Origin of the sequence: Streptococcus sp. UMB0029, assembly GCF_002871495.1 — a bacterium.
Taxonomy (GTDB): domain Bacteria; phylum Bacillota; class Bacilli; order Lactobacillales; family Streptococcaceae; genus Streptococcus.
On record NZ_PNGD01000003.1, the window covers coordinates 97,187 to 113,452 of the forward strand.

General features: G+C 42.0%; 21 protein-coding genes. 18 read left to right on the plus strand and 3 right to left on the minus strand.

Features of this window, described 5'->3' with window-relative positions:
- The first annotated feature begins 6 nt into the window (after window positions 1–6).
- From gtfA to CJ239_RS02525, 4 genes are read left to right on the plus strand one after another with little or no spacing between them, the layout of a single operon-like run.
- On the plus strand, window positions 7–1,518 hold the full coding sequence (gtfA, locus tag CJ239_RS02510) for an accessory Sec system glycosyltransferase GtfA (protein ID WP_102210428.1): 1,512 nt from the start codon (window positions 7–9) through the stop codon (window positions 1,516–1,518).
- Window positions 1,511–2,848 (plus strand): accessory Sec system glycosylation chaperone GtfB, encoded by a 1,338-nt coding sequence (gtfB, locus tag CJ239_RS02515; RefSeq protein ID WP_102210429.1) that lies wholly within the window; start codon window positions 1,511–1,513, stop codon window positions 2,846–2,848. The genes gtfA and gtfB overlap by 8 nt, the downstream gene beginning before the upstream one ends.
- 1 nt (window position 2,849) lies before the next feature.
- On the plus strand, window positions 2,850–3,029 hold the full coding sequence (gene asp4, locus CJ239_RS02520) for an accessory secretory system protein Asp4 (RefSeq protein WP_001287962.1): 180 nt from the start codon (window positions 2,850–2,852) through the stop codon (window positions 3,027–3,029).
- A 4-nt stretch (window positions 3,030–3,033) separates the two neighbouring features.
- Window positions 3,034–3,261 carry an accessory secretory protein Asp5 gene (locus CJ239_RS02525; RefSeq protein ID WP_049532914.1) on the plus strand — a complete coding sequence of 76 codons (228 nt, stop codon included), beginning with the start codon at window positions 3,034–3,036 and terminating at the stop codon, window positions 3,259–3,261.
- 155 nt (window positions 3,262–3,416) lie between these two features.
- On the opposite strand, the gene CJ239_RS02535 is transcribed toward CJ239_RS02525, so the two are convergent.
- On the minus strand, window positions 3,417–4,370 hold the full coding sequence (locus tag CJ239_RS02535; RefSeq protein ID WP_102210430.1) for an aromatic acid exporter family protein: 954 nt from the start codon (window positions 4,368–4,370) through the stop codon (window positions 3,417–3,419).
- Window positions 4,371–4,437: 67 nt separating this feature from the next.
- Window positions 4,438–5,643 carry a serine/threonine transporter SstT gene (gene sstT / locus CJ239_RS02540; RefSeq protein WP_102210431.1) on the minus strand — a complete coding sequence of 402 codons (1,206 nt, stop codon included), beginning with the start codon at window positions 5,641–5,643 and terminating at the stop codon, window positions 4,438–4,440.
- A 151-nt stretch (window positions 5,644–5,794) separates the two neighbouring features.
- On the opposite strand from sstT, the gene CJ239_RS02545 reads away from it, so the two are divergent.
- The 11 genes from CJ239_RS02545 to CJ239_RS02595 all read left to right on the plus strand — a co-directional run bounded on the left by CJ239_RS02545 (window position 5,795) and on the right by CJ239_RS02595 (window position 13,596).
- Complete coding sequence (locus CJ239_RS02545; RefSeq protein WP_102210432.1) at window positions 5,795–6,361, plus strand: mechanosensitive ion channel family protein; 567 nt, start codon at window positions 5,795–5,797, stop codon at window positions 6,359–6,361.
- 51 nt (window positions 6,362–6,412) lie between these two features.
- Window positions 6,413–7,321 carry a magnesium transporter CorA family protein gene (locus CJ239_RS02550; protein ID WP_084890850.1) on the plus strand — a complete coding sequence of 303 codons (909 nt, stop codon included), beginning with the start codon at window positions 6,413–6,415 and terminating at the stop codon, window positions 7,319–7,321.
- Window positions 7,322–7,335: 14 nt separating this feature from the next.
- Window positions 7,336–7,863: a YqeG family HAD IIIA-type phosphatase gene (locus CJ239_RS02555; protein ID WP_000963748.1), complete on the plus strand. Its 528-nt coding sequence runs from the start codon at window positions 7,336–7,338 to the stop codon at window positions 7,861–7,863.
- Between the two features lie 2 nt (window positions 7,864–7,865).
- On the plus strand, window positions 7,866–8,972 hold the full coding sequence (gene yqeH / locus CJ239_RS02560) for a ribosome biogenesis GTPase YqeH (RefSeq protein ID WP_102210433.1): 1,107 nt from the start codon (window positions 7,866–7,868) through the stop codon (window positions 8,970–8,972).
- A gap of 213 nt (window positions 8,973–9,185) precedes the next feature.
- A complete protein-coding gene (gene yhbY, locus CJ239_RS02565) occupies window positions 9,186–9,497 on the plus strand; it encodes a ribosome assembly RNA-binding protein YhbY (RefSeq protein WP_000060169.1) in 312 nt (103 codons plus the stop codon).
- Between the two features lie 50 nt (window positions 9,498–9,547).
- Window positions 9,548–10,177 carry a nicotinate-nucleotide adenylyltransferase gene (locus CJ239_RS02570; RefSeq protein ID WP_000963705.1) on the plus strand — a complete coding sequence of 210 codons (630 nt, stop codon included), beginning with the start codon at window positions 9,548–9,550 and terminating at the stop codon, window positions 10,175–10,177.
- Window positions 10,177–10,770, plus strand: a complete 594-nt coding sequence (yqeK, locus tag CJ239_RS02575) for a bis(5'-nucleosyl)-tetraphosphatase (symmetrical) YqeK (RefSeq protein WP_102210434.1) — start codon at window positions 10,177–10,179, stop codon at window positions 10,768–10,770. Before CJ239_RS02570 ends, yqeK begins: the two co-directional genes overlap by 1 nt.
- The gene (locus tag CJ239_RS02580) at window positions 10,771–11,271 is read left to right on the plus strand and encodes a cysteine hydrolase family protein (protein WP_102210435.1); all 501 of its coding nucleotides are present in this window, start codon (window positions 10,771–10,773) and stop codon (window positions 11,269–11,271) included.
- 12 nt (window positions 11,272–11,283) lie between these two features.
- Window positions 11,284–11,637 carry a ribosome silencing factor gene (gene rsfS / locus CJ239_RS02585; RefSeq protein ID WP_102210436.1) on the plus strand — a complete coding sequence of 118 codons (354 nt, stop codon included), beginning with the start codon at window positions 11,284–11,286 and terminating at the stop codon, window positions 11,635–11,637.
- Window positions 11,638–11,748: 111 nt separating this feature from the next.
- A complete protein-coding gene (locus CJ239_RS02590) occupies window positions 11,749–12,489 on the plus strand; it encodes a class I SAM-dependent methyltransferase (RefSeq protein WP_180958196.1) in 741 nt (246 codons plus the stop codon).
- Window positions 12,490–12,498: 9 nt separating this feature from the next.
- Window positions 12,499–13,596, plus strand: a complete 1,098-nt coding sequence (locus CJ239_RS02595) for a nucleotidyltransferase (RefSeq protein WP_102210438.1) — start codon at window positions 12,499–12,501, stop codon at window positions 13,594–13,596.
- A gap of 31 nt (window positions 13,597–13,627) precedes the next feature.
- Here the strand turns inward: CJ239_RS02595 and CJ239_RS12015 are convergent, their stop codons facing one another.
- The gene (locus tag CJ239_RS12015; RefSeq protein WP_257994401.1) at window positions 13,628–13,780 is read right to left on the minus strand and encodes a hypothetical protein; all 153 of its coding nucleotides are present in this window, start codon (window positions 13,778–13,780) and stop codon (window positions 13,628–13,630) included.
- 99 nt (window positions 13,781–13,879) lie between these two features.
- Between CJ239_RS12015 and CJ239_RS02605 the strand changes: the two genes are divergently transcribed.
- The 3 genes from CJ239_RS02605 (at window position 13,880) to CJ239_RS02615 (ending at window position 16,208) form a co-directional block, all read left to right on the plus strand.
- Entirely contained in the window at window positions 13,880–14,134 is a 255-nt protein-coding gene (locus tag CJ239_RS02605) for a type II toxin-antitoxin system Phd/YefM family antitoxin (RefSeq protein WP_180958189.1), read from the plus strand.
- Window positions 14,135–14,137: 3 nt separating this feature from the next.
- On the plus strand, window positions 14,138–14,392 hold the full coding sequence (locus CJ239_RS02610) for a Txe/YoeB family addiction module toxin (protein WP_102210440.1): 255 nt from the start codon (window positions 14,138–14,140) through the stop codon (window positions 14,390–14,392).
- 202 nt (window positions 14,393–14,594) lie between these two features.
- Window positions 14,595–16,208, plus strand: coding sequence for a ribonuclease Y (locus CJ239_RS02615; RefSeq protein WP_000404936.1), 1,614 nt, complete (start codon window positions 14,595–14,597; stop codon window positions 16,206–16,208).
- The last annotated feature ends 58 nt before the right edge of the window (window positions 16,209–16,266 follow it).

Sequence of the window (16,266 nt, forward strand, 5' to 3'; positions counted from 1 at the left end):
GAAAATATGACAATTTACAATATAAATTTAGGACTTGGCTGGGCTAGTAGCGGTGTTGAATACGCCCAAGCTTATCGTGCTGGTGTTTTTCGGAAATTAAATCTGTTCTCGAAGTTTATCTTTACAGATATGATTTTAGCCGATAATATTCAGCACTTAACAGCCAATATTGGTTTTGATGACGATCAAGTGATCTGGCTTTATAATCATTTTACAGATATCAAGATTGCACCGACTAGCGTGACAGTGGATGATGTTTTGGCTTATTTCGGTGGTGAAGAAAGTCACAGAGAAAAAAATGGCAAGGTTTTACGTGTCTTCTTTTCTGACCAAGATAAGTTTGTAACCTGTTATTTGGTTGATGAGGACAAGGACTTGGTTCAACATGCCGAGTATGTTTTTAAAGGAAAACTGATTCGTAAAGATTACTTTTCTTACACTCGTTATTGTAGCGAGTACTTTGCTCCAAAGGATAATGTTGCAGTATTATATCAGCGAACCTTTTACAATGAAGATGGGACTCCAGCCTATGATATCTTGATGAATCAAGGTAAGGAAGAAGTTTACCGTTTCAAGGATAAGATTTTCTATGGAAAGCCAGCTTTTATGCGAGCCTTTATGAAATCCTTGAATTTGAACAAGTCTGATTTGGTCATTCTCGATAGAGAGACAGGCATTGGACAGGTTGTTTTTGAGGAAGTACAAGTAGCGCATCTGGCGGTAGTTGTTCATGCGGAGCATTATAGTGAAAATGTAACAAATGATGATTACATTCTTTGGAATAACTATTATGACTACCAGTTTACTAACGCGGATAAGGTAGATTTCTTTATCGTATCAACTGATAGACAGAATGAAGTGTTGCAAGAGCAATTTGCCAAATACACCCAGCACCAACCAAAGATTGTTACCATTCCTGTAGGAAGTATTGATTCCTTGACTGAGTCAAGTCAAGGACGTAAGCCATTTTCATTGATTACAGCTTCACGTCTTGCCAAAGAAAAACATATTGATTGGTTGGTCAAGGCGGTCATTGAGGCGCGTAAGGAAATACCTGAATTGACCTTTGATATTTATGGTAGCGGTGGAGAGGATTCTCTTCTTCGAGACATTATTGCAACTCATCAGGCTGAGGGCTATATCCAGCTCAAGGGGCATGCGGAACTTTCGCAGATTTATAGCAAGTATGAGGTCTACTTGACGGCTTCTACCAGTGAAGGATTTGGTTTGACCTTGATGGAAGCTATTGGTTCAGGTCTACCACTAATCGGTTTTGATGTGCCTTATGGCAATCAGACCTTTATAGAAGATGGGCAAAATGGTTATTTGATTCCAAGTTCATCTGACCATGTAGAAGATCAAATCAAGCAAGCTTACGCAGCTAAGATTTGCCAACTGTATCAAGAAAATCGTTTGGCGGATATGCGTGCCCATTCTTACCAAATTGCAGAAGGCTTCTTAACCGAAGAAATTTTAGAAAAGTGGAAGAAAACAGTAGAGGAGGTGCTCCATGATTGAACTTTATGATCGTTATAGTCAGGAAAGTCGAGATTTACATGAAAGTTTAGTCGCTACTGGACTGTCTCAACTTGGAGTAGTTATCGATGCAGATGGTTTTTTACCTGATGGTCTGGTGTCCCCATTTACCTATTATCTAGGCTATGAAAAGGGAAAACCTCTCTATTTTAACCAAGTTCCTGTTCCAGCTTTTTGGGAAATTATGGGGAATAATAGTTCAGCCACTATTAATGATTTACTACAGGAGAGGGCTGTCATTCATTATGCAGATGGAATGCAGGCTCGCTTGGTTAAACAGGTAGATTGGAAAGACTTGGAAGGAAGAGTACGCCAGATTGACCATTACAATCGCTTTGGTGCTTGCTTTGCTACAACGACCTATAGTGCTGATAGTGAGCCGATTATGACGGTTTACCAAGATGTCAATGGCCAGGAGGTGTTACTTGAAAACTATGTGACAGGTGATATCTTATTGACCTTACCAGGTCAACCTATGCGTTACTTTGCCAATAAGGTTGAATTTATTACATTCTTTTTGCAAGATTTGGAAATAGATACAAGTCAGCTTATCTTTAATACCTTAGCGACTCCTTTCTTGGTTTCCTTCCATCATCCAGATAAATCTGGTTCAGATGTTTTGGTTTGGCAGGAACCTCTCTATGATGCCATTCCAGGCAATATGCAGTTGATTTTAGAGAGTGATGATGTGCGTACTAAGAAAATCATCATTCCAAACAAGGCAACTTATGAGCGCGCTTTAGAGTTGACTGACGAGAAATACCATGATCAGTTTGTGCACTTGGGTTATCATTACCAGTTCAAACGTGATAATTTCCTAAGACGAGACGCCTTAATCTTGACAAATTCCGATCAGATTGAGCAAGTAGAAGCAATCGTAGAAGCCTTGCCTGATGTTACCTTCCGTATCGCAGCGGTAACAGAGATGTCTTCTAAGCTCTTAGATATGCTTCGCTATCCTAATGTAGTCCTTTATCAGAACGCTAGTCCACAAAAAATTCAAGAACTTTATCAACTATCAGATATTTACTTGGATATAAACCATAGCAATGAGTTATTACAGGCAGTACGTCAGGCCTTTGAGCACAATCTCTTGCTTCTTGGATTTCATCAGACGGTGCACAATAGACTCTATATCGCTCCAGAACATCTATTTGAAAGTAGTGAAGTTTCTGCTTTGGTTGAGACCATTAAATTGGCCCTTTCAGATGTTGATCAAATGCGTCAGGCACTTGGAAAGCAAGGCCAGCATGCAAATTATGTTGACTTGGTACGATATCAGGAAACCATGCAAACTGTTTTAGGAGGCTAACATGTCAGAGGAAGATTTATTTTACAAAGACGTTGAAGGTCGTATGGAAGAGTTGAAACAAAAACCCATCAAGAAGGAAAAAGAAACCCGAGGGGAAAAGATTAGTAAGACTTTTTCACTCTTACTGGGTTTGATGATTCTAATTGGTTTACTCTTTACTTTGTTGGGAATTTTGAGGTAGGCATATGATTGACATACTGATTGTTTTAGCTATTGTCCTATCTCTTGCTTTGATTGTATTGGTAACCATCCAACCCCGTCAAAATCAACTCTTTTCCATGGATGCCACCAGTAATATTGGTAAACCAAGTTATTGGCAGAGTAACACCTTGGTCAAGGTGCTCACTTTATTGGTGAGTTTGGCCTTATTCGTTTTACTATTAACCTTTATGGTGATAACTTATACTCAATGAAAATCAAAGAGCAAACTAGGAAGCTAGCCGCAAGCTGTACTTGAGTACGGTAAGGCGACGCTGACGTGGTTTGAATTTGATTTTCGAAGAGTATTACAAATAAAAGAAAACTTCAGATACTCACCTTTTGTGATTGGTCTGAAGTTTTCTCTTTTTTACTGTCCATATTTTTGGTAAAAATCAACTTTCACCTGGATAAAGGTTTTGGCTTCGCGTAGGAGTTGGAGGAGGGTGGCGCGGGTTTCAAATTCTTCTCTTGTCTTGGGCAGACTGCGATTACGAAAGACTTCTAGATAGCGTTCAATTTCATCTAGTAAATTAGAAGCAGGATTGGTTTGGCTTAGTTGGCCTGCAATTTTTGAAAAGAGTTGGGCCAAAATCAGGCTTTCACTGGCAGCAAGATGACAGGTGTTGATTTGCTGGGCCATATTTCGCAGGATACGACTTTGTCGCTGTCTCATCTCAAAGTAGTGGATATGGTAGTCGGTCTGGTGAAAGAGGTGGTCAGAGTGATCTAGGTAGACCAGTCTGAGGGCTTCTTCCAAAAGGGTGTCCAATTCTTCAACCAGCTGTGCTCGGTTGCGTCCATCCCCTCTGGATAAATAATATTTGAAGCGCTGGAGGATATCTTTTAACTTTTCTTCAACCAGCGTGTAGTAGAGCTGGATTTCCTTCTCTCGTGAAGGCATATAGAGATTGACTAGTAGGGCAAACCCTGTACCGATAGCAAAGAGAAGAAATTCATTGACTAGAAGGTCTGGAGAAATTGATTTTTGTACCAAGAGATGGCTGACCAAAACGCTACTTGGTGTGATGCCAATTTCCCAGCCCATCTTGTAGGCTAGAGGAACGTAGAGAGCCAGATAGAGACCAAGGCTCCAGATATAAAATCCGCTCAAGTGAAAAGCCAGAACACCGATAGCCAGAGCTAGGAGCATGGAAAAGAGTCGATTTTGTGCCAGTTTTAAGGTGCTTCTACGGGTATCAGATAGGCTCAAGAGAGCGATAATTCCAGCTGAGACAGCTGAAGAAAGATTGAGAAAATAAGCGACAAAACAGGCTAGACAGGTAGCTAAGATGAGTTTGGTCGTACGTTGGCTAATAGACATAAGAATTTCCTAATAAGTTAGAATAAAAGTGGAAAAGACAAGACTTGAGCAGACTTGTCTTTATGAGTTATTTTTTACGGGCTGCTGCGTATTCGGCAACGGCAGTAAAGAGGACATCTGTAGAAGAATTAATAGCTGTTTCGCATGAGTCTTGGATGACACCAATCACAAATCCAACCCCCACAACTTGCATGGCAATATCGTTAGAAATACCAAAAAGGCTACAAGCAACTGGGATAAGGAGGAGGGAACCACCAGCGATACCAGAAGCTCCACAGGCTGAGATAGCTGCTACCACACTAAGGACAAAGGCTGTTGCAAAGTCAACAGGGATTCCAAGAGTATTTACTGCAGCAAGGGTCAAAATGTTAATGGTAATCGCTGCTCCTGCCATATTGATAGTAGAACCAAGTGGGATAGAAACTGAATAGGTATCTGGGTTGAGTCCAAGGTCATGGCAGAGTTTCATGTTTACAGGGATGTTAGCTGCAGAACTACGAGTGAAGAAGGCTGTTACACCACTGACACGCAAACATTTCCAAACGAGGGGATAAGGGTTTCTCTTCATAAAGAGGAAGGCAATTAGTGGATTAACAACCAGAGCGACAAAGAACATGGTTGTAACCAATAATCCTAGTAAAATACCGTAGTTTGCGAGACTGCCGATTCCTTTATCAGAGATAGTTTTAAAGACAAGACCAAGGATTCCAAATGGAGCTAGGTTGATAATCCATTCAACAATCTTAGAAGTCACATCAGCTATGGTGTTCAACAATTCTTTACTATTTTTGCTGGCTTCTCTCATTGCAATCCCGAAAATTACTGCCCAAGATAGGATTCCAATGTAGTTGGCTGTGACGAGGGCATTGACAGGGTTGTCTACGAGTTTAAGTAAGAGATTGCTAAGAACCTGGCCTATACCATCAGGAGGCGTAACCTCTGTATTAGTACTATTTAAGGTAATTTCAACTGGAACGATGAAACTAGCAAAGACAGCCACAAGTGCCGCTGCAAAGGTTCCTACTAGATAAAGGAAGATAACCGTTTTCATATTGCTATCCTGTCCCTTTTGGTGTTTGGAAAGGGCATTGGCAACGAGGGCAAAGACTAGAATAGGTGCGATGGCTTTGAGACCACCAACAAAGAGATCTCCGAGTAGGCCGATTCCAGATACAGTAGGAAGTGTCAGTCCTAGGATTCCTCCAAAAAGCATACCAATCAAAATACGTTTGATTAGGCTTGCCTTATTCCAAGTATGAATGAGTTTTTTCATAATAAGCTCCTTAGTTGTGTAATGTTTATGATTATAGTATAAATATGAACTAAAATCAAGAATTTTCTGTCTATTTTTGAAATTATTTTTGAATATTTATGGAGAATGACACTCTGTAAAAGTATGGTATAATAAATAAAAGGAGTTTTCTATGCAAGAATTTATTCAAACCTATCTTAATAAGATTGATATTACAGCGATTATCGAGAATATCTTGACCAAGATACTTTCTCTTTTATTCTTATTTTTACTCTTCTACATAGCTAAAAAACTGCTTCATACCATGGTGCAGAGAGTTGTCAAACCCTCTTTAAAAATGTCTCGTCATGATGTCGGGCGTCAGAAAACCATCTCACGCCTACTAGAAAATGTGTTTAATTATACCCTTTATTTCTTTTTACTCTACTGCATTTTGTCGATTTTAGGTTTGCCAGTTTCTAGTTTGCTTGCTGGAGCTGGGATTGCTGGGGTGGCTATTGGGATGGGAGCCCAAGGTTTTCTGTCTGATGTCATTAATGGTTTTTTCATCCTCTTTGAACGTCAACTGGATGTGGGAGATGAGGTTGTTCTGACAAATGGTCCTATTACTGTCTCGGGCAAGGTTGTCAGTGTCGGCATTCGAACAACTCAACTCAGAGGAGAAGATCAGGTTCTGCACTTCGTTCCCAATCGGAATATCACCGTCGTCAGCAATTTCTCTCGGACAGACCAGGCCTGAAATGTTAGCAGATTTATGGTACAATAGAAAGAGTTTGGTAAGGGAGAGAAGATGTTTTTAGAAAAACAGCTGGGCAATGGTTGTACCTGGATTGACCTAGATTTGGACAAGTTGAAAAAACTAGAAGACCTTTCTGAAATCTACGGTTTGGACAAGGAAACCATTGAATACGCACTGGATAGAAATGAGCGTGCCCACATGGATTATCACCGTGAAAATGGGACTGTGACCTTTATCTATAATGTCTTGAACTTAAAAAAGGATAAGGCCTACTACGAAGCCTTTCCCATGACCTTTATCGTGGAACATCATCGCCTGATTACCATTAGTAATACCAAGAACGCCTATGTCATTGAACAGATGACCCGTTATCTGGAGAGTCATGACACGCTTTCGATTTACAAGTTTCTCTTTGCCAGTCTGGAAATCATCAGCAATGCCTACTATCCTGTCATCGAGCAGATGGACAAGAGTAAGGATGAGGTCAATGGCCTCTTGCGTCAGCGGACGACCAAGAAAAACCTCTTTGCCCTTTCCGACTTGGAAACCGGTATGGTTTATCTTACTGCGGCTGCCAAGCAAAATCGCATGTTGCTGGAGCATATCCAAGGGCATGCCCTCTATCGCAGTTTTAATGAGATTGAGAGAGAACAGTTTGATGATGCCATGATTGAAGCTCATCAGCTGGTGTCCATGACGGATTTGATTTCTCAAGTTCTCCAACAATTATCAGCATCTTACAACAATATCCTAAACAACAATCTGAATGATAATTTGACAACCTTGACCATCATTTCAGTCTTGCTAGCGGTTTTGGCAGTAGTTACAGGCTTTTTTGGAATGAATGTTCCCCTACCTTTAACAGATGAGCCCCATGCTTGGCTCTACATCAGTTTGGCTAGTGCAGGTTTGTGGATTGTTTTGTCATTGTTACTAAGGAAAATTGCGAAAAAAAGTTAAGAAAAGGAGCCAGAATGGCGATTGAAAATTACATGCCAGATTTTGCTGTGGAAGCAGTTTATGATCTGACAGTTCCAAGCCTGCAGGCGCAGGGAATCAAGGCTGTTTTGGTCGATTTGGACAATACCCTCATTGCTTGGAATAATCCTGATGGGACGCCAGAGATGAAGCAATGGCTACATGACCTCCGTGACGCGGGCATTCGCATCATCGTGGTATCAAATAACACCAAAAAACGCGTTCAACGTGCAGTTGAGAAGTTTGGAATTGATTACGTTTATTGGGCTCTGAAGCCCTTCACATTTGGGATTGATCGTGCCATGAAGGAATTCCACTATGAGAAAAGCGAAGTGGTCATGGTCGGTGACCAGCTCATGACAGATATACGAGCAGCCCACCGTGCAGGCATTCGCTCGATTTTAGTCAAACCCTTGGTTCAACATGACTCGATCAAAACGCAGATTAACCGAGCTCGTGAGCGTCGTGTGATGCGAAAAATCACTGAAAAGTACGGACCGATTACATATAAAAAAGGAATTTAACTATGGAAGAAATTCTCTGTATTGGTTGTGGAGTAACCATTCAGACGACAGACAAGACTGGTCTTGGCTTTACCCCCCAGTCGGCACTTGAAAAAGGTTTGGAGACTGGTGAAGTCTATTGCCAACGCTGTTTCCGTCTCCGCCACTACAATGAAATTACAGATGTCCAGTTGACGGATGATGATTTCCTCAAACTCTTGCACGAGGTGGGAGACAGTGATGCCTTAGTGGTCAATGTCATTGATATCTTTGACTTTAATGGCTCTGTTATCCCAGGTTTACCACGTTTTGTCTCGGGCAATGATGTCCTCTTGATCGGGAATAAAAAAGATATCTTGCCCAAGTCAGTAAAACCAGGTAAGATTAGCCAGTGGCTGATGGAGCGTGCCCACGAAGAAGGGCTTCGTCCTGTGGATGTCGTCCTGACTTCGGCACAAAACAAACATGCCATTAAGGAAGTCATTGACAAGATTGAACACTACCGTAAGGGTCGTGATGTCTATGTGGTCGGTGTGACCAATGTTGGAAAATCAACTCTTATCAATGCTATTATCCAAGAAATCACTGGTGACCAGAATGTCATTACGACTTCACGCTTTCCAGGGACAACCTTGGACAAGATTGAGATTCCGCTTGATGACGGATCTTATATCTACGATACACCAGGAATCATCCACCGCCACCAGATGGCCCACTATTTGACTGCCAAAAATCTCAAGTATGTTAGCCCTAAAAAGGAAATCAAGCCAAAAACCTATCAGCTTAATCCTGAGCAAACCCTGTTTTTAGGCGGTTTGGGACGCTTTGACTTCATTGCAGGAGAAAAGCAAGGTTTCACAGCCTTCTTTGACAATGAACTCAAATTGCATCGTACTAAGCTTGAAGGAGCTAGTGCCTTTTACGACAAGCACCTTGGAAGCCTTCTGACACCACCAAATAGCAAGGAAAAAGAAGATTTTCCTAAACTGGTTGAGCATGTATTTAACATCAAGGATAAGACAGACCTAGTCATCTCAGGCCTAGGCTGGATCCGCGTAACAGGCACCGTCAAAGTCGCCGTCTGGGCACCAGAAGGCGTCGCCGTCGTCACACGAAAAGCAATTATTTAAAACAAAATCGCTGAGCGAACAAAGTGAGCTCATATAGCGATAGTTATTGCCGTGGTGTCTTGCCAATCTGTAGATTGGCAAGGGGCACAATTGAGACCAAGGCTCAATTGTGAGGTCAGGAAATCCATTTTTCAAAGATGAGAGTCTTTGGAAAATTAGTTCCGACCGTCCCTCACCACCTAAAATAACTATCAAAAAAACAAGGAAGAAATTATGTCATTAACATCAAAACAACGTGCCTTCCTCAACAGCCAGGCACATACCCTCAAACCCATCATCCAAATCGGAAAAAATGGACTCAACGATCAAATCAAAACCAGCGTCCGTCAGGCACTTGACGCCCGTGAATTGATCAAGGTGACTCTTTTGCAAAACACCGATGAAAATATCCACGAAGTAGCTGAAATTTTGGAAGAAGAGATCGGTGTGGACACAGTCCAAAAAATCGGACGCATCTTGATTTTGTTTAAACAATCCAGTAAGAAAGAAAATCGCAAGATTTCTAAAAAAGTTAAAGAAATCTAAAAACCTACTCCAAACAACTGTTTTTACAGAGAAATAAAGGAGACTAGCCTATGGCAATCGAACTATTGACTCCCTTTACCAAGGTAGAGTTGGAGCCAGAAATCAAGGAGAAAAAACGCAAACAAGTCGGGATTTTAGGGGGGAATTTTAACCCTGTTCACAATGCCCATCTGATCGTTGCAGACCAAGTACGGCAACAGTTGGGATTGGACCAGGTTTTGCTTATGCCTGAATACCAACCTCCTCATGTAGATAAAAAGGAAACCATCCCTGAACATCACCGTCTTAAGATGCTTGAGTTGGCGATTGAGGGGATTGAAGGCCTAGCCATTGAAACCATCGAGTTGGAGCGCAAGGGCATTTCCTATACCTACGACACTATGAAGATTTTAACAGAGAAGAATCCAGATACGGATTATTACTTTATCATCGGTGCCGATATGGTGGACTATCTGCCTAAGTGGTACCGAATTGATGAACTGGTAGATATGGTTCAGTTTGTGGGAGTTCAGCGCCCACGCTACAAGGCAGGGACTTCCTATCCAGTTATCTGGGTGGATGTGCCTCTCATGGATATCTCATCCAGCATGGTGCGTGACTTCCTTGCCCAAGGTCGAAAACCCAACTTTCTCCTGCCTCAGCCTGTGCTGGACTACATCGAGAAGGAGGGGCTCTACTGATGTCCTATCAAGACTATATCAACTGCTCTCGCGAGGCTTTGTTGGAAAAAATGGCAGAGCTTCTACCCGAAAAACGCTTAACCCATTGCTTGGGTGTGGAGCGTGCAGCTATAGAACTGGCCCAGCGATTTGGTGTGGATACTGAGAAAGCTGGTCTAGCAGGTCTTCTTCATGACTACGCTAAAAAGCTGTCAGATCAGGAATTTCTTGAATTAATTGACCGTTATCAACTGGATTCTGACCTCAAAAACTGGGGCAATAATGTCTGGCATGGAATGGTTGGCATTTACAAAATTCAGGAAGATTTGGATTTGCATAATTCAGAAATCCTGCGAGCCATTGAAATCCATACAGTCGGGGCTGGTCAGATGACAGACTTAGACAAGGTCATCTACGTCGCAGACTATATCGAGCACAATCGTGCCTTTCCAGGTGTGGATGTGGCGCGTGAAATTGCTGAGCTATCGCTCAATAAGGCAGTGGCCTACGAAACAGCTCGTACTGTGGAGCATCTAGCTTATCAGGGATTCCCCATCTATCCCCAAACCCTTGAAACCTATAACGCCTTTGTGCACTATTTGAAAGAGGACTAAATGAAGACGGCTTTTATAATCATTGATGTTCAGAATATTTTAGTGGAAACCGGTTTTCAGTCAAATAGTCTATTGGAAAAAATTTCTTATTTACAAAACCAGGCTAGAAGTAAGAATATCGAAATTATTTATGTTCAACATATTGAGAACTCTGAAGCTCAAACATCAGAAGATTGGCAGTTATCTGAGCTTTTAAGTCGAAAACCTAATGAAAAGGTCTTTCAGAAGAAGTATAACAGTATTTTCAAAGAAACTGGTTTAAAAGAATACTTGGATAAACAGGGGATTGAAAAATTAGTTTTATGTGGTATGCAGACAGAATATTGTGTGGATACCTCTGTTAAGGTTGCCTTTGAATATGGCTATCAGCTTATTATTCCAGAAGGAACTTGCACAACGTTTGATGGGGATGACATTCCAGCAGAAACGATTAATGAATTTTATGAGGACATTTGGGAGGAGCGCTTTGCAGATGTCCTAGATTACAAACATATTTTCTAGAAAGAGGACTAAATGAACGAAAAAGAATTACTAGAACTAGTCGTGAAAGCGGCTGATGAGAAACGTGCGGAGGATATCCTCGCACTTGATGTACAAGATTTGACTAGTGTGACGGACTACTTTGTCATCACTAGCTCGATGAATAGCCGTCAGTTGGACGCTATCGCTGATAATATCCGTGAAAAAGTAGCCGATGCAGGCTTTAAAGGTAGCCATGTTGAAGGCGATGCAGCTGGAGGCTGGGTCTTGCTGGACCTTGGTGCTGTCGTTGTGCATATCTTCTCAGAAGAAATGCGTGCCCACTATAACCTAGAGAAGCTATGGCATGAGGCAGACTCAGTAGATATTTCAGAAACTCTTGCTTAGAAGACGAACTCAGTTGCAGTCAACTGGGTTTTATTTGCTTATTTTAGAAGAAATTGATGGAAAGGTAAAGAGCGAGTGGTGTTTGCCATGGAGGCTCTTTGTATCATGATTATGGTAACTTATGAAACCTTTGCGGCGGTCTATGATGCGGTCATGGATGATAGTTTATACGATAAATGGACGGATTTTTCGCTACGTCATTTGCCTAAGACCAAGGAGAGAAAGAAACTCTTGGAATTGGCTTGTGGGACAGGAATTCAATCGGTGCGCTTCTCTCAGGCTGGTTTTGATGTGACTGGACTTGACTTGAGCGCGGATATGCTGAAGATTGCTGAGAAGAGAGCTGCTTCCGCCAAGCAAAAGATTGATTTTATTGAAGGCAATATGCTGGATTTGTCCAAGGCAGGTCAATATGATTTTGTCACGTGTTACTCGGACTCAATCTGCTACATGCAGGATGAGGTGGAAGTAGGGGACGTCTTTAAGGAAGTGTATAATGCCCTCAATGAAGATGGGGTTTTCATTTTTGATGTGCATTCGACTTACCAGACGGATGAAGTTTTTCCAGGCTATTCCTACCATGAAAATGCGGAAGACTTCGCCATGCTCTGGGACACCTATGAGGACGAAGCTCCTCACTCCATCGTGCATGAGTTGACCTTCTTTATCAAGGAAGCGGAAGGTTCCTTTAGTCGCCACGATGAAGTTCATGAGGAGCGGACCTATGAGGTCTTGACCTATGATATCTTGCTGGAACAGGCTGGATTCAAGTCCTTCAAACTTTATGCGGACTTTGAGGACAAGGAGCCAACAGAAACTAGTACCCGTTGGTTTTTTGTGGCGCAGAAGTAGGAGATTAGCATGACCATCACAGGTATTATCGCGGAGTTCAATCCTTTTCATAATGGGCACAAATACCTGCTGGAGCAGGCTGAGGGACTGAAAATTGTTGCCATGTCAGGAAATTTCATGCAGAGAGGAGAGCCTGCTATTGTGGACAAGTGGACACGGGCTCAGATGGCGCTGGAGAATGGAGCGGATCTGGTAGTGGAATTGCCCTTTTTAGTCAGTGTTCAGGCTGCGGATTTTTTTGGCCAAGGAGCTGTGGATATCTTGGCTCGCTTGGGCATTGATACTCTATCCTTTGGAACAGAAGAAGCTATGGATTACCAGAAAATTGCTGACTTATACACAGAGCAAGGTGCTGAGATGGAGAAATTTGTGGAAAATCTGCCTGATTCCCTTTCCTATCCCCAGAAGACCCAGGCCATGTGGAAGGAATTTGCAGGTCTTGATTTTTCAGGCAATACGCCCAATCATGTCCTTGCTCTTGCTTATGCCAAGGCGGTTGCGGGACGCAACATCAGACTTCATCCGATTCAGCGTCAGGGGGCAGGTTATCATTCAGTGGACAAGGATGTGGACTTTGCCTCGGCGACAGCTCTGCGTCAGCATCAATCAGAAAAAGATTTCTTAGAACGCTTTATGCCTTCTGTTGCCCTATTTGAGCAGGCAAGTAAGGTGATCTGGGAAGACTATTTTCCTTTGCTCCGCTATCAGATCTTGTCAAATCCAGACCTAACCACCATCTATCAGGTCAATCAAGAAATGGCAGTGCGTATTAAGGAAACTATTAAAACAGCCCAGTCTGTGGAAGAATTAGTCGAAGCGGTTGCCACCAAGCGTTATACCAAGGCGCGTGTCAGACGCCTCTTGACCTATATCTTGGTGCAGGCTAGAGAAAGTTTCTTGCCAGAAGCCATCCATGTCCTTGGCTTTACCAAAAAAGGCAGACAACATCTCAAGTCTCTGAAAGGGCAGATCCATCTAGTCAGCAGAATTGGCAAAGAGCCTTGGGATACTATGACCCAAAAGGCAGACCAGATTTACCAACTGGGGAATCCAAGTATAGCAGAACAGAATTTTGGAAGAGTACCCATTAGAATAGAAACAAACTAAGTCTACTGAAAGGTAGGCTTTTTGAGATTTTTTACGAATAATACTCTTCGAAAATCTCTTCAAACCACGTCAACGTCGCCTTGCCGTAGGTATGGTTACTAACTTCGTCAGTTCTATCCACAACCTCAAAACGGTGTTTTGAGCAGCCTGCGACTAGTTTCCTAGTTTGCTCTTTGATTTTCATTGAGTATAAATAGATAGAAAAGAAAATATTGTACAAGTTCCTGACAATTTCTTTCTTTTTGTGTATAATAGTGGAAAAGAGGTAAAACGAGGTATGGTTATGGAAGCAGTTCTTTACTCAACATTCCGAAATCATTTAAAAGACTACATGAAAAAGGTAAATGATGAATTTGAGCCTTTGACGGTGGTCAATAAAAATCCAGACGAGGACATTGTAGTTCTTTCAAAGAGCGAGTGGGATAGTATTCAGGAAACCCTGAGAATCGCTCAAAATAAGGAGTTATCAGACAAGATTTTGCGAGGAATGGCTCAAGTCCGTGCTGGAAGCACTCAAGTCCATGTTATTGAGGAGTGAGGAATGCTACTCAAGTTTACAGAAGATGCGTGGGCAGATTATTGCTACTGGCAAAATCAGGATAAGAAAACGTTAAAAAGAATCAACAAACTAATCAAGGATATTCAACGCAATCCATTTACAGGAATAGGTAAACCAGAACCACTCAAGTATGACTACCAAGGAGCCTGGTCACGGCGTATTGATGCAGAAAATCGCTTGATTTATATGATTGATGGAGATAGCGTGGCTTTCTTGTCCTTTAAAGATCATTACTAAGTCTACTGCGAAGTAGGCTTTTTCTCAAATCTTTACTAAACTACGATTTCTAAGAAATAGAGATTGCGCCAATAAATTATAGGTATTTAAACTCCAAATTCCCCAAAACATATTCTATTTTAGGTTTGTGAAAATCACTTTTTTATGGTAGAATGTAAAAGAATGTATGTCATTCGGAATAACAATAAAATGAGGTAAAAACATGGAAATCATGTCGCTTGCGATTGCTGTTTTTGCCGTCATCATTGGTTTAGTCATTGGATATGTCAGCATCTCAGCCAAGATGAAATCATCTCAGGAAGCTGCAGAGTTGATGCTTTTAAATGCTGAACAAGAAGCAACTAATTTACGTGGACAAGCTGAGCGTGAAGCAGATTTACTTGTTAATGAAGCCAAGCGTGAAAGCAAGTCTCTTAAAAAAGAAGCACTATTGGAGGCCAAAGAAGAAGCCAGAAAATACCGTGAAGAAGTGGACGCTGAATTCAAATCAGAACGTCAAGAACTCAAACAAATCGAAAGTCGTTTGACCGAGAGAGCTACTAGCCTCGATCGTAAGGACGACAATTTGACGAGTAAAGAACAAACACTTGAACAAAAAGAACAAAGTATTTCTGATAGAGCGAAAAACCTTGATGCGCGTGAAGAGCAATTAGAGGAAGTCGAAAGACAAAAAGAAGCAGAACTAGAGCGTATTGGTGCTCTGTCTCAGGCAGAAGCACGAGATATTATCCTAGCTCAGACAGAGGAAAACTTAACCAAGGAGATTGCCAGTCGTATTCGCGAAGCTGAGCAAGAGGTCAAGGAACGTTCTGACAAAATGGCCAAGGATATCCTGGTTCAAGCCATGCAACGTATCGCTGGAGAATATGTAGCAGAGTCAACAAACTCAACGGTTCACCTGCCAGACGATACTATGAAGGGACGCATTATTGGTCGTGAAGGTCGTAACATTCGTACCTTTGAAAGTTTAACAGGGGTCGATGTGATTATCGACGATACACCAGAAGTGGTGACCTTGTCAGGATTTGATCCGATTCGTCGTGAGATTGCCCGTATGACTATGGAAATGTTGCTCAAAGATGGTCGTATCCACCCAGCTCGCATCGAAGAGTTGGTTGAGAAAAACCGTCAAGAGATTGACAATAAGATCCGTGAATACGGTGAGGCAGCAGCTTATGAGATTGGTGCGCCAAACCTTCATCCAGACTTGATGAAAATCATGGGTCGATTGCAGTTCCGTACTTCATATGGACAAAATGTCTTACGTCATTCGATTGAGGTTGCTAAGTTGGCTGGTATCATGGCGAGCGAACTTGGTGAAAATGCGGCTCTTGCCCGTCGTGCTGGATTCCTTCACGATATTGGGAAAGCTATTGACCGCGAGGTTGAAGGTAGCCACGTTGAAATCGGTATGGAATTGGCTCGTAAATATAAGGAACATCCGGTTGTGGTCAATACGATTGCTAGCCACCACGGCGATGTTGAAGCTGAAAGTGTCATTGCAGTTATCGTCGCTGCGGCAGATGCCTTGAGCGCAGCCCGTCCAGGTGCTCGTAGTGAGTCTCTTGAAAGCTACATCAAGCGTCTTCATGATTTGGAAGAAATTGCGAATGGCTTTGAAGGAGTACAAACTAGTTTTGCCCTTCAAGCAGGACGTGAAATCCGTATCATGGTCAATCCAGGACAAATCAAGGACGACAAAGTCACAATCTTGGCTCATAAAGTTCGTGAGAAAATTGAAAACAATCTCGATTACCCAGGAAATATCAAGGTAACCGTGATTCGCGAGCTTCGTGCAGTAGATTATGCTAAATAAATAAGAAAGAGCAGTTGAAAAATTACTGCTTTTTTGTTACACTAGATAGAAAGACTGT

Bases quoted from the DNA above. Each gene is read 5' to 3' on its own strand.
- yqeH (WP_102210433.1), top strand. From the start codon at position 7,866: ATGGAAGAAATTCTCTGTATTGGTTGTGGAGTAACCATTCAGACGACA.
- sstT (WP_102210431.1), bottom strand. From the start codon at position 5,643: ATGAAAAAACTCATTCATACTTGGAATAAGGCAAGCCTAATCAAACGT.
- yqeK (WP_102210434.1), top strand. From the start codon at position 10,177: ATGTCCTATCAAGACTATATCAACTGCTCTCGCGAGGCTTTGTTGGAA.
- CJ239_RS02555 (WP_000963748.1), top strand. From the start codon at position 7,336: ATGGCGATTGAAAATTACATGCCAGATTTTGCTGTGGAAGCAGTTTAT.
- asp4 (WP_001287962.1), top strand. From the start codon at position 2,850: ATGTCAGAGGAAGATTTATTTTACAAAGACGTTGAAGGTCGTATGGAA.
- CJ239_RS02590 (WP_180958196.1), top strand. From the start codon at position 11,749: ATGGTAACTTATGAAACCTTTGCGGCGGTCTATGATGCGGTCATGGAT.
- CJ239_RS02605 (WP_180958189.1), top strand. From the start codon at position 13,880: ATGGAAGCAGTTCTTTACTCAACATTCCGAAATCATTTAAAAGACTAC.
- CJ239_RS02595 (WP_102210438.1), top strand. From the start codon at position 12,499: ATGACCATCACAGGTATTATCGCGGAGTTCAATCCTTTTCATAATGGG.
- gtfA (WP_102210428.1), top strand. From the start codon at position 7: ATGACAATTTACAATATAAATTTAGGACTTGGCTGGGCTAGTAGCGGT.
- CJ239_RS02550 (WP_084890850.1), top strand. From the start codon at position 6,413: ATGTTTTTAGAAAAACAGCTGGGCAATGGTTGTACCTGGATTGACCTA.
- CJ239_RS02535 (WP_102210430.1), bottom strand. From the start codon at position 4,370: ATGTCTATTAGCCAACGTACGACCAAACTCATCTTAGCTACCTGTCTA.
- CJ239_RS02570 (WP_000963705.1), top strand. From the start codon at position 9,548: ATGGCAATCGAACTATTGACTCCCTTTACCAAGGTAGAGTTGGAGCCA.
- CJ239_RS02545 (WP_102210432.1), top strand. From the start codon at position 5,795: ATGCAAGAATTTATTCAAACCTATCTTAATAAGATTGATATTACAGCG.
- gtfB (WP_102210429.1), top strand. From the start codon at position 1,511: ATGATTGAACTTTATGATCGTTATAGTCAGGAAAGTCGAGATTTACAT.
- CJ239_RS02580 (WP_102210435.1), top strand. From the start codon at position 10,771: ATGAAGACGGCTTTTATAATCATTGATGTTCAGAATATTTTAGTGGAA.
- CJ239_RS02525 (WP_049532914.1), top strand. From the start codon at position 3,034: ATGATTGACATACTGATTGTTTTAGCTATTGTCCTATCTCTTGCTTTG.
- CJ239_RS02615 (WP_000404936.1), top strand. From the start codon at position 14,595: ATGGAAATCATGTCGCTTGCGATTGCTGTTTTTGCCGTCATCATTGGT.
- rsfS (WP_102210436.1), top strand. From the start codon at position 11,284: ATGAACGAAAAAGAATTACTAGAACTAGTCGTGAAAGCGGCTGATGAG.
- CJ239_RS12015 (WP_257994401.1), bottom strand. From the start codon at position 13,780: ATGAAAATCAAAGAGCAAACTAGGAAACTAGTCGCAGGCTGCTCAAAA.
- yhbY (WP_000060169.1), top strand. From the start codon at position 9,186: ATGTCATTAACATCAAAACAACGTGCCTTCCTCAACAGCCAGGCACAT.
- CJ239_RS02610 (WP_102210440.1), top strand. From the start codon at position 14,138: ATGCTACTCAAGTTTACAGAAGATGCGTGGGCAGATTATTGCTACTGG.